This is a genomic window from Escherichia sp. E.sYA108 (assembly GCF_011754335.1).
GTDB classification, from domain to species: domain Bacteria; phylum Pseudomonadota; class Gammaproteobacteria; order Enterobacterales; family Enterobacteriaceae; genus Escherichia; species Escherichia coli.
Window position 1 is genome coordinate 638832 of record NZ_JAAQVZ010000001.1, and the last position, 14200, is coordinate 653031.

Here is a 14200-nt window from a genome sequence, read left to right on the forward strand (position 1 = left end):
ATTGTGAAGATTTTCTCTGACCTCGCGCGTATCATTTCTTTATTCTAATAACTCGCCTGCAAAAACGTAGACCGCATATCGCCTTGATGCGGCTCGGAAAAAAATAATAAGCCCTACAAAATATTGAGCGAGAAATTATGGAAATTGCATCGAATAAAGGCGTCATTGCAGACGCTTCGACCCCGGCGGGTCGTGCTGGAATGAGTGAGAGCGAGTGGCGAGAAGCGATCAAATTCGACAGTACTGACACCGGCTGGGTGATTATGAGTATCGGGATGGCGATTGGCGCGGGGATTGTTTTTCTCCCGGTGCAGGTCGGTTTGATGGGATTGTGGGTATTTTTGCTCTCATCGGTGATTGGTTACCCGGCAATGTATCTGTTTCAGCGATTGTTTATTAATACGCTGGCAGAATCACCAGAATGTAAAGATTACCCGAGCGTCATTAGCGGTTATTTAGGTAAAAACTGGGGCATCCTGTTAGGTGCGCTCTATTTCGTAATGCTGGTGATTTGGATGTTCGTCTATTCCACCGCCATCACCAACGATAGTGCTTCCTATCTGCATACCTTCGGCGTGACGGAAGGGTTGCTGTCAGACAGTCCCTTTTATGGTCTGGTACTGATTTGCATTCTGGTGGCGATCTCTTCACGCGGCGAGAAATTGTTATTCAAAATTTCGACCGGCATGGTGCTGACCAAGCTGCTGGTGGTCGCGGCGCTGGGCGTGTCGATGGTGGGAATGTGGCATCTGTATAACGTCGGTTCGCTACCGCCGCTGGGGCTGCTGGTGAAAAACGCCATTATTACGCTGCCGTTTACCCTGACGTCGATTCTGTTTATCCAGACGTTAAGCCCGATGGTGATCTCTTATCGCTCGCGGGAAAAATCAATTGAAGTGGCGCGGCATAAAGCATTGCGGGCAATGAATATCGCGTTTGGCATTTTGTTTGTCACCGTCTTTTTCTACGCCGTGTCGTTCACGCTGGCGATGGGACATGACGAAGCGGTAAAAGCCTACGAGCAGAATATTTCCGCGTTGGCGATTGCCGCACAGTTTATTAGCGGTGACGGCGCAGCGTGGGTGAAAGTGGTCAGCGTCATTCTCAATATCTTTGCTGTAATGACTGCATTCTTTGGCGTCTATTTAGGCTTTCGCGAAGCAACGCAAGGGATCGTAATGAACATCCTGCGTCGCAAGATACCTGCCGAGAAGATTAACGAAAATCTCGTTCAGCGCGGCATCATGATTTTCGCCATTTTGCTGGCCTGGAGCGCCATCGTACTGAACGCCCCGGTGTTGAGCTTCACCTCTATCTGTAGCCCGATTTTCGGCATGGTAGGGTGCCTGATCCCGGCGTGGCTGGTTTACAAAGTACCGGCATTGCACAAATACAAAGGGATGTCTCTGTACCTGATTATCGTCACTGGTTTGTTGCTTTGTGTTTCTCCGTTCCTGGCATTTTCTTGATTTACCTGAAATTTTAAGGTTTTTAATATGTTTGATTCGACTTTAAATCCGTTATGGCAGCGTTACATCCTCGCCGTTCAGGAGGAGGTAAAACCGGCGCTGGGGTGTACTGAACCGATTTCACTGGCGCTGGCGGCGGCGGTTGCTGCGGCTGAACTGGAAGGTCCGGTTGAACGTGTAGAAGCCTGGGTTTCGCCAAATCTGATGAAGAACGGTCTGGGCGTCACCGTTCCCGGCACGGGAATGGTGGGGCTGCCGATTGCGGCGGCGCTGGGAGCGTTAGGTGGAAATGCTAACGCCGGGCTGGAAGTGCTGAAAGATGCAACTGCGCAGGCAATTGCCGATGCCAAAGCACTGCTGGCGGCGGGGAAAGTCTCAGTTAAGATCCAGGAACCTTGCGATGAAATCCTCTTCTCACGCGCCAAAGTCTGGAACGGTGAGAAGTGGGCGTGTGTCACCATTGTCGGCGGGCATACCAACATTGTGCATATTGAGACGCACAATGGTGTGGTGTTTACCCAGCAGGCGTGTGTGACAGAGGGCGAGCAAGAGTCGCCGCTGACGGTGCTTTCCAGGACGACGCTGGCTGAGATCCTGAAGTTCGTCAATGAAGTCCCGTTTGCGGCGATCCGCTTTATTCTCGATTCTGCGAAGTTAAATTGTGCGTTATCGCAGGAAGGTTTGAGCGGTAACTGGGGGCTGCATATTGGTGCGACGCTGGAAAAACAGTGCGCGCGCGGTTTGCTGGCGAAAGATCTCTCTTCATCCATTGTGATTCGTACCAGCGCGGCATCCGATGCGCGTATGGGCGGCGCTACGCTTCCGGCAATGAGTAACTCCGGCTCGGGTAACCAAGGGATCACCGCAACAATGCCTGTGGTGGTGGTAGCAGAACACTTCGGAGCGGATGATGAACGGCTGGCGCGTGCGCTGATGCTTTCGCATTTGAGCGCGATTTACATCCATAACCAGTTACCGCGTTTGTCTGCGCTTTGTGCCGCAACGACCGCAGCAATGGGGGCCGCCGCCGGGATGGCATGGCTGGTGGATGGGCGTTATGAAACCATTTCGATGGCGATCAGCAGTATGATCGGCGATGTCAGCGGCATGATTTGCGATGGTGCGTCGAACAGCTGCGCGATGAAGGTTTCGACCAGTGCTTCGGCTGCGTGGAAAGCGGTGTTAATGGCGCTGGATGATACCGCCGTAACCGGTAATGAAGGGATTGTGGCGCATGATGTTGAGCAGTCGATTGCCAACCTGTGTGCGTTAGCAAGCCATTCGATGCAGCAAACGGATCGGCAGATTATCGAGATTATGGCGAGCAAGGCCAGATAAACGCCCGGTTTTGGGTATTGTGCCGGATGCGATGCTGGCGCGTCTTATCTGGCCTACGAATTGCACAATTTGTTGATGTTGTTGGGTTTTGTAGGCCGGATAAGGCGTTTACGCCGCATCCGGCAACTTGTCTTTACGCGGTAGCTTCATCTTCGGCTAAACGCGTTTCAGCATCCGCGACGATGGCTTCCAGCTCGCTCAACATCTCTTCATAGCCAAAATTTTTGGCGGTACGAGCAGGTTCTTTCGCCACCACGGGCTTCACTGGCTGGCGCTTTTTGGCCGATTTTTTACTCATCATCATCTCCCTGTAAAAACAACTAGACAGGCAAATCTATCAGCAAAGCGCGCAGTGGGGAATCGGCAACCAGCGTAATGTTAGCCTCGTCACGAATAAACGCCCCATCACCGCAGGTTAGCGCCGCTTTCTCTTCATGATGCGTAAGCGCATGAAATTTCCCGTGAATCGATTGCAAATACGCGCGTGGCCCATGCAACTGGAAATTCGCACTTTCGCCTTTGTCGAGCACGATATGGTGCAGCCACACTTGCTGGCGCAATAGCAGGCTTCCCATCCCACCTTCTGGCGAGGCGATTAATTGCTGCTTGCTCATATTAAGCGCCAGCTTTTGAATCAGCGGATTCTCTCGCTGCGGGCAGGCATCCAGCCAAAGTTGCATTCGCGTTAACGGTTTGTCTTTGCTGAGATTGTGTTCGCTATAGCTGACACCCGGCTGGGTAGAGAGCAGCAACACCTCACCAGTGCTGGCCTGAACATGATTGCCTTCGCTGTCGCGATACTCAGCTTCTCCATCCAGAATCACATTTAAAATATCGACTTTGGGATAGGTTCGCGGCTGAAAGGCGGCACCTGGGGCCAGCACTTCCTGGTTAAGCACGCGCAGGGAGGCATAGCCTAACAATTTCGGGTCGAAGTAGTGTCCAAAGGAAAAAGTATACCGGGCCTGCAACCATCCGTAGTCTGCTTGTCCACACTGCCTGGCAGTTCGGGTAGTAATCATAATTCTTGACCTCTCTTTACTTCCTTTTATGGTAAGGGGCTGGACGCTACATTGTTAGCCAGATATTCTGCCCGGTATGTTCAAATTTCCTGAATGAGAACGAAATGGCCAAAGAAAGGGCATTAACGCTGGAAGCACTACGGGTTATGGATGCGATCGATCGCCGGGGCAGTTTTGCGGCGGCGGCGGATGAGCTGGGACGCGTGCCTTCCGCACTTAGCTACACCATGCAAAAACTGGAAGAAGAGCTGGATGTGGTGCTGTTTGACCGCTCGGGCCATCGCACCAAATTCACCAATGTCGGGAGGATGTTGCTGGAACGAGGGCGCGTTTTGCTGGAAGCCGCAGATAAACTGACTACCGATGCGGAAGCCCTCGCGCGCGGTTGGGAAACGCATCTCACCATTGTGACCGAGGCGCTGGTACCGACACCTGCCTTTTTCCCGTTAATCGACAAACTGGCGGCAAAAGCCAATACCCAACTGGCAATCATCACCGAAGTGCTGGCGGGGGCGTGGGAACGGCTGGAGCAGGGGCGGGCGGATATCGTTATCGCGCCGGATATGCATTTTCGTTCCTCGTCGGAGATCAACTCGCGCAAACTCTATACCTTAATGAACGTCTATGTTGCCGCGCCGGATCACCCGATTCATCAGGAGCCGGAACCGTTATCTGAAGTGACGCGCGTGAAATATCGTGGAATTGCGGTGGCGGATACCGCTCGTGAGCGCCCGGTGTTGACCGTACAGTTGCTGGACAAACAGCCGCGCTTAACGGTGAGCACGATTGAAGATAAACGTCAGGCATTACTGGCGGGGCTTGGCGTGGCGACGATGCCGTATCCGATGGTCGAAAAAGATATTGCGGAAGGGCGGTTGCGTGTCGTCAGCCCGGAATCGACCAGCGAGATCGATATTATTATGGCCTGGCGTCGTGACAGTATGGGGGAGGCGAAATCCTGGTGTCTGCGGGAAATTCCCAAACTTTTTAGCGGAAAATAATCGATTAAGCACCTTTTACAAGGTGCTTAATTATTAGTCTTGTTCCAGTTTCGGATCTGGTCCAAAGCGGTTTTCGCCTGGCGTACCCGCCTGGCAGTTAAAGACGATGATAATAAGCCAGCCGATGAACGGGATTAAGAATAGCAGTGCCCACCACGCCGAGCGGTCGGTGTCGTGCAGGCGGCGGAACTGAACTGCCCACCATGGTAAAAACACCAGAATACCGTAGATTGTCGTCAGGATGCCTTCGCCACCGGCACGTTGCCAGCCTAACATTTTATCCAGTAGCCCCAGCACGAACGTAAAGATGATGTTGACCAGAATAAACATCCAGTACTCTTTGCGCCGCGCACGACCCCGGAAACCGACATAATTTTTTAGTACTTTCAGATACCAGTCCATTTTTGCCTCAATTTTGCTCAATCACTTGTTTTTAAAGCAGCAAATTAAGAATAGACGTGAATGAAATGGCAGTAAATATTATCGCGATGAATTAATAAGGCGCTGTGAAGGATAAGGGCAAGCGCAAAATTGCCAGATGCGCTACGCTTATCTGGCCTGCGCGGTCATTGCAACATATTGAATATAAATGTTTTGTAGGTTTGATAAGGCGTTTACGCCGCATCCGACATGAACAACACGTACTTAGCTAATTATCAGAGGCACCTCGTAAGGTGCCTTTTTTTAACCGAAGCGAACATCTCGTCCATGCGGTTCATCGAGATCCTGCCACGGACCAATTGAAATAATTCCCGTAGGGTTGATGGTCTTATGGCTGCGGAAGTAATGATTACGGATGTGATCGAAATTGACTGTTTCGGCAATTCCCGGCATCTGGTAGATATCGCGCAGGAAGCCATACAGATTCAGGTAATCGCTGATGCGGTGCTTATCACACTTGAAGTGGGTCACATACACTGGATCAAAACGCACCAGCGTGGTCCACAGGCGAATATCGGCTTCGGTTAGCTGGTTGCCGGTCAGGTAACGGTGCTGACCTAAAATCTGTTCCAGTCGCGCCAGCGATTTAAACACTTTCGCCACCGCCTCGTCGTAGGCTTGCTGGCTGGTGGCAAAACCGGCTTTATACACGCCATTGTTAACGGTGTCGTAAATCCAGCCGTTAAGTTCGTCAATTTTCAGTTGCAGGGCTGGTGGGTAGTAATCTCCAGCTTTCGCACCCAGCGCATCAAACGCGGTATTGAACATGCGTATGATTTCTGCTGATTCGTTGCTGACGATGGTGTGGTTTTTTTTGTCCCACAGCACGGGAACAGTAACTCGTCCGCTGTAGTGTGGATCGGCGTGGAGATAAAGCTGATACAGAAATTCATGTTGATAGAGTGTGTCGCCGGTTGCTCCCGGAAAACTGTCATCAAAGGTCCAGCCGTTTTCCAGCATCAGCGGGTTCACTACGGAAACGGAAATAAACGGTTCCAGTCCTTTGAGCTTACGCATGATCAGCGTGCGGTGTGCCCACGGGCAGGCGAGTGAAACATAGAGATGATAACGATCTTTCTCTGCGGCAAAACCGCCTTTGCCAGTGGGGCCTGGCGCGCCATCGGCAGTGAGCCAGTTACGAAATGCGGAAGCTGAACGTTGAAATTTACCGCCGGTGGATTTGGTATCGTACCAGGTGTCATGCCAGACGCCGTCAATCAGTTGACCCATTTTTCTATCCTCCAATAGCAAAAACGAGGAGCTTCCCCCTCGTTTTTTATCGTTAAGTATAGCGCGTGCTTACCACTTTTTATTCAGCAGGCGGTCGATGCTGAATGCGCCTGGACCGGTAATTGCCAGCAGCAGGAATCCGCCAGAAATAGTCAGGTTTTTCATAAACATCAGCGAGTTCATGCCTTCTGCAAAGTTGCTGTGAAATAAAAATGCCGTCAGCAGCGTAAAGCCAGTAGTAAACAGGGCTGTGGTACGTGTCAGGAAACCGAACAGGATTGCCAGACCACCACCAAACTCAAGCAGAATCACCAGCGGCAGCATAAAGCCGGGGACGCCCATTGCTTCCATATATTGTTGGGTACCCGCGTAGCCAGTAATTTTTCCCCAGCCTGCCGTAATAAACAGAATCGGCATTAAAATACGCGCTACCAGTACACCAACATCTTCTAATTTTTTCATCATACTCTCCACTGCGCCGCTCAGGCTGCTGATTGTTTTTTTGTGCAAGGGCGCGCTATTAGCGTCGTTGCTGTCGATGGAGAGAATCATAAACGTGACGAAGCGTGATTGTTAGCAAGGAAAACTGTCAAATATTTTCAAAAAATTTGAGGGATAAGGCCGGAATTTCTCCGGCCAGAGAGGAAGTTAACCGCGAAGCTGTTGTTGCTTGAGGGTTGTTTTCACCAGACGCCAGGCGCTCCATACACCAAAACCGCGTCTGGCCCAGCGGACCAGCATATTAGGATGGCGAATCGTCCAGATAGCCATCACGCTACTGCCAACCAGCGCCCAGGAGCGCAGACTCAACAGCATATTCCAGCGACGATCGTAAGCGCCTGTTGCCTCCAGCCATTCACGACGACTGGCGGAAAGATCCAGCCGTTGTTGCTGGATCTGGCTAAGCAGTTGCGCCTTACGTCGTTCACGTTCGACTTTACTGCTCACGGGACTCCTCCTCGAGCAGCTGCCGATCGTTTGCCAGCTCATGGCGCGTGTGGCGCAGCAACGTAGACTTACGCGATTTACGTAACGTCCAGATGCCGCCAATCAGTGCCAGTAGCAGCAACACCACGGTGGTGGCAATCATCGCATTCAGGCGATGTTGCGGATCAACCGCCCAGATAATTAGCACCATCAGGCTCATAAGACCAAATGCAGCGAAAAGCATCGTCAGGCCCAGCATCAGTAAAAGTTGAAAGAGATTCGCTTTTTCCTCTTCCAGCTCCACCACCGCCAGCCGCAGACGTGTCTCCACCATTTCAACCATGATGGAAACAATTCGCTGCCCGATGCCCAGAACGCTTTTACCGGGCCCTTGCGCGTGATGAGTGTCCGCCATAATTAACGACGCGACAGCAGAACGCCGAGCACTACACCGATTGCTGCGCCAATGCCCACGCCCGTCCACGGATTTTCACGCACATACTCATCGGCACGCGCCGCCGCGACACGGGTTTGTTTGGCAATGGCATCACCGGTTTCACCCAGGCGATAACGGCTCTGTTTCAGTGCCTGCTCCGCTTTGCTACGAATCTTACTCAACTCTTCTTTTGACTTCTCGCCAGATGAGCTAAGCACCTCTTCCAGCGTATCGGAAAGGGATTTCAACTCAGCACGCAGATGTTCCGTAGTGTGTTCTTTCGACATAGTTTTCTCCAGGTGAGTAAGTAGTGACTATTGTGAGTTAGTAGTCGCGCGCTTTCAGCTTTTTCAGCTCTTCCTGCGCTTCTGCCAGTTTCCGTTCGCGTTTGGCAATCTTATCTGCATCGCCTTTTTGCTTCGCCTCGGCTAAATCTTGCTGGCGTTCCGCCACCTCATCTTTCTGCTTTGCGATTTTCTTCTGATGATCGGCACGCAGTTGGCTATCTGAACAGTTGGCCCGGACTTCACTCAGGGCTTTATTCAGACCGTCAATACGATTCTGGTTTTGGTGTTTTTCGGCATAGCTGATCTCCTTAAGGATATTTTGCTCCTTTTCCTGACACAGGGTAGTGGCATAACTACCGGCACTAAGAGCAAAGAGAGAAACAGCTAAAGCGATGCGGTATTTCATTCTTGAACCTTCCATTGTGATTCGGACCTATTACAAAGGAACGATTGTCCAGACAACGAAGCGGTCGTGTTAACCACCGCCTCATTAATCATAGACAGTTACGGTGAAATCACCAAAGTGAGTGATCTGTTTCGGATAACAGGAAGTTATCCGAAGCGATGAGAGTTATCCCGCAACCGGGTCAGCCACTGCATAGCCTGACTGTTATTGTCCTGCTGCGCAATGATGTAGCCATGGGGCAATGTTCTGTCGAGGACCGCTTTTGCGGCGGCGCTCTGGTCGCTGGAGTCAAAGGTAATTAACAGAGTGTCGTTTTTGGGGGTGATACTTTTGAAAGGAATGCCGTGAGCGTCAAGGTGATGCCAGATTGAAAAACCGTCTGGCATCGTTGTCCCTTGATGAACGGCACGAATCGCCAGCGTAGACTCTTGCTGGCGAACCGCGGACCAGGCCAGCAATAGTGTGCTGACCAGAAGTAAAACAGCGCCGGACCAGGCTAGCTGGCGAAGTGACATGCGAGGTATTTGCATCCCTTACCCCCGATTTCCATATTTCTTTTTCCATAACACGACCAGAGAACCTGCCAGGCCAAACACCAGCAGCACCACCGGGAGCAGCATCAGGCATGACATCAGCTGGTCCTCGTACTTTAAAAATACCGGCGTTTTGCCGAGCATGTAACCCAGAGTTGTCAGGATCAACACCCACAGCAGACCACTCATCCAGTTGAAGAACTGAAAGCGCGCGTTATTCAGCCCTGATAACCCGGCAATCGTCGGCAGCAGTGTTCTGACAAACGCAATAAAGCGACCAATTAACAGCGCCGATAAACCGTGTTTATGAAAAAGATGGTGTGCGCGTTGATGATAATGCGCGGGTAAATGAGATAGCCAGTTTTGTACGGTGCGGGTATTGCCCAGCCATCGCCCCTGAATATAGCTGACCCAGCAACCGAGGCTGGCGGCAACGGTCAGCAGCAGAATCGTTTGCGGATAGCCCATCGCGCCTTTCGCAATCAATACGCCGACCAGTACCAGTAAACTGTCGCCCGGTAAAAAGGCCGCCGGAAGCAAGCCGTTTTCAAGGAACAAAATGACAAACAAGACAAAATACAACATGCCAATCATCGACGGATTGGCCAGGGTTTCAAAATCCTGCGCCCACAGGGCTTGCAGCAATTGGGTCAAAAGTTCCATTCATTATTCCTGGTGAATCGGTTAACGCCACGCTGGTTTTAAATGATGCACTACCGCAATGTTATTGCTGTCTTGGTATGTTCTGCGGGTTTGATACATCAACACAGCCTGAACTATTCCCTGTTAAATCGTGAGATAAGAAAGCATTCAAAAGCATAAATTCAAATTGAATCTAATTGTAACAAAGGTCAACGTTGTTCGTTATCAAAATTACATGTCCGTGGAGTCTGATTTTGCTGAATGCAGGGGAGGGAGGCGAGAGGATTTACACAGGCTGACACTTTATACTTTTCGCTTACCGACGAGACAAACAGGCGCACTGTAGCGCCTGTCGGACAGGAATTTCATTTACTGCCGCTGGTGGCTGTATCGAGATGCACCACCGGGTTTTCGGCGAACAGATAGCGGTCGGCATTGAACTCGAAATCGTCGCTGGTTTCGTTAAATAACATGATCTTGGTGTTTTCCAGGTGCTGCCACATTGCCAGCTTAGCAGCATGAGGATCTTTGCGAATCAGCGCCTTGAGGATTTGATCGTGGTCATCACACCAGTTATCGACGGTACGGGCATCAATGTGTTCGTGCAGTTTTTTCCAGTACGGGTTATGACTACGCTGGGTCCACATTTTTTCAACGATAGCCGCCAGGGCGGAGTTCTGCGTCGCCAGGGCTACCTGAATATGGAACTGCAAATCCCACTCGGAATCACGGAAGCATTGTTCACCGCGTGCCTGCTCCTGAATGGCCATCAATTTCATGATGTCCTGTTTTGTGACCTGAGTTGCCGCGAACTCGGCAATATTACTTTCGATGAGCTGGCGAGCCTGGAGCAACTCAAACGGACCGTAATTGGCGAATTCCATATTATTGTCAGCCGCCTGCTGATGGCGCGGCTGGTTGGAAACCACATGAATACCTGAACCTTTACGCACTTCGACATAGCCTTCAACTTCCAGCATGATGATGGCTTCACGAACCACGGTGCGGCTGACGTTTTTTTCATCGGCAATAAAGCGTTCGGCAGGCAGTTTATCACCCACCAGATAGACGCCCTGTTCGATGCGCTCTTTCAGGTCAGCGGCAAGTTGTTGATACAAACGGCGTGGTTCAGTGATTTCCATATGCGCTCCAGGCATGATACGGCAGACTATATTTGTTATACCACTTTTGCGAGTTTAGCTCTACTCGCAGTGATGAAAAAGCCGCCTGAGAAGGCGGCTTTGAAGGGAAACTAAAACTTACACGAAGCCTTAATGTTGCGGTGCGGGATCGTTATGTGATTCCTGCGCCACCTCAATCGCCGGTTTGTTCTGCAACACGGTCCAGATAACCAGCGCACCTAACAGGTCGAACACTGCCAGAACTGCGAACAGCGGGCTGAAGCCGATGGTGTCAGCCAGTGCACCGACTACCAGTGCAAACAGCGTACTTGCCAGCCATGCGGACATCCCGGTTAAACCGTTCGCCGTCGCCACTTCGTTACGACCGAACACGTCAGAAGAGAGCGTAATCAGTGCGCCAGACAGTGCCTGGTGAGCAAAACCACCGATACACAGCAGCATAATCGCGACATACGGGTTGGTGAACAGACCGATCATACCCGGGCCAATCATCAGCACAGCACCCAGCGTTACGACCATCTTACGGGAAACGATCAGGTTCACACCAAACCAACGCTGGAACAGTGGTGGCAGGTAACCACCGAGGATACAACCGAGGTCAGCAAACAGCATCGGCATCCAGGCAAACATCGCGATCTCTTTCAGGTTAAAGCCGTAAACTTTAAACATGAACAGCGGGATCCACGCGTTAAAAGTACCCCATGCCGGTTCTGCCAGGAATCGCGGCAGCGCGATACCCCAGAACTGACGGTTACGCAGGATCTGACCAACGGACATTTTCTTCACTGTGTCAACCTGGTGCTGGGCTTCCTGACCATTAATAATGTAGTCGCGTTCTTCATCGGTCAGATGTTTCTGGTCGCGCGGATGTTTATAGAAAATCAGCCATGCCATCGCCCAGATAAAGCTCAACGCACCGGAGATGATAAATGCCATCTGCCAGCTGTGCATCACGATTGCCCATACCACCAGCGGCGGCGCAATCATCGCACCAATCGAAGAACCTACGTTAAAGTAACCTACCGCGATGGAACGCTCTTTCGCCGGGAACCATTCGGAGCTGGCTTTCAGACCCGCCGGAATCATCGCGGCTTCCGCGGCACCGACCGCACCACGAGCAACCGCCAGGCCACCCCAACTACCTGCCAGCGCAGTTGCACCACAGAACACGGCCCACAGTACAGCAAACATTGCATAACCGATTTTCGTACCCAGCACATCCAGTACATAACCCGCTACCGGTTGCATGACCGTATAAGCAGCAGAATACGCTGCGATGATATAGGAATACTGTTGGGTGGAGATGTTTAACTCTTCCATCAGAGTTGGCGCAGCTGCCGCCACAGTGTTACGCGTCAGGTAACCAAGCACGGTGCCGAGCGTCACCAGTGCGATCATATACCAACGTAACCCTTTAATTTTACGCATGTAAAACCTCATCGTTTTGTTATATCCGCAGGAAGCGCGGCCATCATCCCGCCAGAGGCTGAAGATGTTAGTTACGACCGGGTAACCGAAAAAAAACCGGCACGCCCCGAACGTTGCCATGAAAGTTTCGTGCTAATTCGGCTTCCGTATCGGTTAACCCGATTCATCTAACAAATGAATGAATCGGCAATTTGCATTCCGTCGACTTATGATTTGCGACGGCAGAAAGATAACTTGTCATACAACTTTAAAAGGTGAGAGCCATCACAAATGTGCGAATATTTGTAGGGACATTACCTGACGACGGCGAGGCCAGTACTGGCGCGGCCTGCAGCGAGATTTACCACTTTGAGAGTAATTTTTTTAACTACGTTTATTGATCTAACTCACGAAAATATCTTCGGACTCTGGAAATTGGTGTGATAACTTTGTCAGCATCGCACCATAAGCAAGCTAGCTCACTCGTTGAGAGGAAGACGAAAATGACTCCGTTTATGACTGAAGATTTCCTGTTAGATACTGAATTTGCCCGCCGTCTGTATCACGACTACGCAAAAGACCAGCCGATTTTCGATTACCATTGCCATTTGCCGCCGCAGCAGATTGCGGAAGACTATCGTTTTAAAAACCTGTATGACATCTGGTTGAAGGGCGATCACTACAAATGGCGCGCTATGCGTACCAACGGTGTGGCCGAGCGTTTGTGCACCGGTGATGCGTCTGACCGTGAAAAATTTGACGCCTGGGCGGCGACTGTTCCGCACACTATCGGCAACCCGTTATACCACTGGACGCACCTCGAACTGCGTCGTCCGTTTGGTATCACTGGCAAATTGCTTTCTCCGTCAACTGCCGATGAAATCTGGAACGAATGTAACGAACTGCTGGCGCAGGATAATTTCTCTGCACGCGGCATCATGCAGCAGATGAACGTGAAAATGGTCGGCACCACCGATGACCCGATCGATTCTCTGGAGCATCACGCAGAGATCGCCAAAGACGGCTCTTTCACCATTAAAGTGCTGCCGAGCTGGCGTCCGGACAAAGCCTTTAACATTGAACAGGCGACCTTTAACGACTACATGGCGAAGCTGGGCGAAGTTTCCGATACCGACATTCGCCGCTTTGCTGACCTGCAAACTGCCCTGACTAAACGTCTGGATCACTTCGCCGCTCACGGCTGTAAAGTGTCTGACCACGCGCTGGATGTGGTGATGTTTGCTGAAGCGAACGAAGCGGAACTGGACAGCATCCTCGCGCGCCGTCTGGCAGGCGAAACCCTGAGCGAGCACGAAGTGGCACAGTTCAAAACTGCGGTGCTGGTGTTCCTTGGTGCCGAATATGCACGTCGCGGCTGGGTACAGCAGTACCACATTGGCGCACTGCGTAATAACAACCTGCGTCAGTTTAAACTGCTGGGGCCGGATGTCGGCTTTGACTCCATCAACGACCGTCCGATGGCGGAAGAGCTGTCTAAGCTGCTGAGCAAGCAGAATGAAGAAAACCTGCTGCCGAAAACCATTCTCTACTGCCTGAACCCGCGCGATAACGAAGTGCTGGGCACCATGATCGGTAACTTCCAGGGCGAAGGTATGCCGGGCAAAATGCAGTTCGGTTCCGGCTGGTGGTTTAACGACCAGAAAGACGGTATGGAACGTCAGATGACCCAACTGGCGCAGCTCGGTCTGCTGAGCCGCTTTGTCGGCATGCTGACTGACAGCCGTAGCTTCCTGTCATACACCCGTCACGAATACTTCCGCCGCATTCTGTGCCAGATGATCGGTCGCTGGGTGGAAGCAGGCGAAGCACCGGCGGACATCAACCTGCTGGGCGAGATGGTGAAAAATATTTGCTTTAACAATGCGCGTGACTACTTCGCCATTGAACTGAACTAAGGT

18 protein-coding genes are annotated in these 14200 nt (G+C 51.5%); 4 read left to right on the forward strand and 14 right to left on the reverse strand.

Annotated features, from left to right (window positions below; genetic code table 11):
• Positions 1-137 precede the first annotated feature (137 nt).
• Together HBM92_RS03100 and cyuA are read left to right on the forward strand one after the other, a co-directional pair.
• Positions 138-1469 carry an amino acid permease gene (locus HBM92_RS03100; protein ID WP_000401593.1) on the forward strand — a complete coding sequence of 444 codons (1332 nt, stop codon included), beginning with the start codon at positions 138-140 and terminating at the stop codon, positions 1467-1469.
• A 27-nt stretch (positions 1470-1496) separates the two neighbouring features.
• Complete coding sequence (cyuA, locus tag HBM92_RS03105) at positions 1497-2807, forward strand: cysteine desulfidase (protein WP_000460504.1); 1311 nt, start codon at positions 1497-1499, stop codon at positions 2805-2807.
• A gap of 133 nt (positions 2808-2940) precedes the next feature.
• Here cyuA and yhaL read toward each other — a convergent pair whose 3' ends face one another.
• Positions 2941-3105 carry a protein YhaL gene (gene yhaL, locus HBM92_RS03110; protein ID WP_001295544.1) on the reverse strand — a complete coding sequence of 55 codons (165 nt, stop codon included), beginning with the start codon at positions 3103-3105 and terminating at the stop codon, positions 2941-2943.
• Between the two features lie 22 nt (positions 3106-3127).
• On the reverse strand, positions 3128-3829 hold the full coding sequence (locus HBM92_RS03115) for a pirin family protein (RefSeq protein WP_000633596.1): 702 nt from the start codon (positions 3827-3829) through the stop codon (positions 3128-3130).
• A gap of 104 nt (positions 3830-3933) precedes the next feature.
• On the opposite strand from HBM92_RS03115, the gene yhaJ reads away from it, so the two are divergent.
• Positions 3934-4830 carry a DNA-binding transcriptional regulator YhaJ gene (yhaJ, locus tag HBM92_RS03120; protein ID WP_001041010.1) on the forward strand — a complete coding sequence of 299 codons (897 nt, stop codon included), beginning with the start codon at positions 3934-3936 and terminating at the stop codon, positions 4828-4830.
• Positions 4831-4863: 33 nt separating this feature from the next.
• Here yhaJ and HBM92_RS03125 read toward each other — a convergent pair whose 3' ends face one another.
• The 12 genes from HBM92_RS03125 to exuT all read right to left on the reverse strand — a co-directional run bounded on the left by HBM92_RS03125 (position 4864) and on the right by exuT (position 12302).
• Positions 4864-5232 carry a DUF805 domain-containing protein gene (locus tag HBM92_RS03125; RefSeq protein ID WP_001305122.1) on the reverse strand — a complete coding sequence of 123 codons (369 nt, stop codon included), beginning with the start codon at positions 5230-5232 and terminating at the stop codon, positions 4864-4866.
• A gap of 282 nt (positions 5233-5514) precedes the next feature.
• Positions 5515-6501, reverse strand: coding sequence for a glutathionyl-hydroquinone reductase YqjG (gene yqjG, locus HBM92_RS03130; RefSeq protein ID WP_000531177.1), 987 nt, complete (start codon positions 6499-6501; stop codon positions 5515-5517).
• 69 nt (positions 6502-6570) lie between these two features.
• Positions 6571-6963, reverse strand: a complete 393-nt coding sequence (locus HBM92_RS03135) for a DoxX family protein (protein WP_000732244.1) — start codon at positions 6961-6963, stop codon at positions 6571-6573.
• A gap of 186 nt (positions 6964-7149) precedes the next feature.
• On the reverse strand, positions 7150-7449 hold the full coding sequence (locus HBM92_RS03140; protein ID WP_000096086.1) for a YqjK-like family protein: 300 nt from the start codon (positions 7447-7449) through the stop codon (positions 7150-7152).
• Entirely contained in the window at positions 7439-7843 is a 405-nt protein-coding gene (locus HBM92_RS03145) for a phage holin family protein (RefSeq protein WP_000785721.1), read from the reverse strand. The genes HBM92_RS03140 and HBM92_RS03145 overlap by 11 nt, the downstream gene beginning before the upstream one ends.
• Before the next feature lie 2 nt (positions 7844-7845).
• Positions 7846-8151 (reverse strand): YqjD family protein, encoded by a 306-nt coding sequence (locus HBM92_RS03150; protein ID WP_000031415.1) that lies wholly within the window; start codon positions 8149-8151, stop codon positions 7846-7848.
• A gap of 37 nt (positions 8152-8188) precedes the next feature.
• Positions 8189-8557 carry a DUF1090 family protein YqjC gene (gene yqjC, locus HBM92_RS03155; RefSeq protein ID WP_001298323.1) on the reverse strand — a complete coding sequence of 123 codons (369 nt, stop codon included), beginning with the start codon at positions 8555-8557 and terminating at the stop codon, positions 8189-8191.
• 146 nt (positions 8558-8703) lie between these two features.
• Positions 8704-9087 carry an EnvZ/OmpR regulon moderator MzrA gene (gene mzrA / locus HBM92_RS03160; RefSeq protein ID WP_001166764.1) on the reverse strand — a complete coding sequence of 128 codons (384 nt, stop codon included), beginning with the start codon at positions 9085-9087 and terminating at the stop codon, positions 8704-8706.
• A 3-nt stretch (positions 9088-9090) separates the two neighbouring features.
• Complete coding sequence (gene yqjA / locus HBM92_RS03165) at positions 9091-9753, reverse strand: DedA family general envelope maintenance protein YqjA (protein WP_000422149.1); 663 nt, start codon at positions 9751-9753, stop codon at positions 9091-9093.
• 21 nt (positions 9754-9774) lie between these two features.
• The gene (locus HBM92_RS25210; protein ID WP_212734101.1) at positions 9775-9858 is read right to left on the reverse strand and encodes a hypothetical protein; all 84 of its coding nucleotides are present in this window, start codon (positions 9856-9858) and stop codon (positions 9775-9777) included.
• A 239-nt stretch (positions 9859-10097) separates the two neighbouring features.
• Positions 10098-10874 (reverse strand): transcriptional regulator ExuR, encoded by a 777-nt coding sequence (gene exuR, locus HBM92_RS03170; protein WP_000406487.1) that lies wholly within the window; start codon positions 10872-10874, stop codon positions 10098-10100.
• A 129-nt stretch (positions 10875-11003) separates the two neighbouring features.
• Positions 11004-12302 carry a hexuronate transporter ExuT gene (exuT, locus tag HBM92_RS03175; protein WP_001529413.1) on the reverse strand — a complete coding sequence of 433 codons (1299 nt, stop codon included), beginning with the start codon at positions 12300-12302 and terminating at the stop codon, positions 11004-11006.
• Between the two features lie 482 nt (positions 12303-12784).
• On the opposite strand from exuT, the gene uxaC reads away from it, so the two are divergent.
• Entirely contained in the window at positions 12785-14197 is a 1413-nt protein-coding gene (gene uxaC, locus HBM92_RS03180; RefSeq protein WP_000187442.1) for a glucuronate isomerase, read from the forward strand.
• Positions 14198-14200 lie beyond the last annotated feature (3 nt).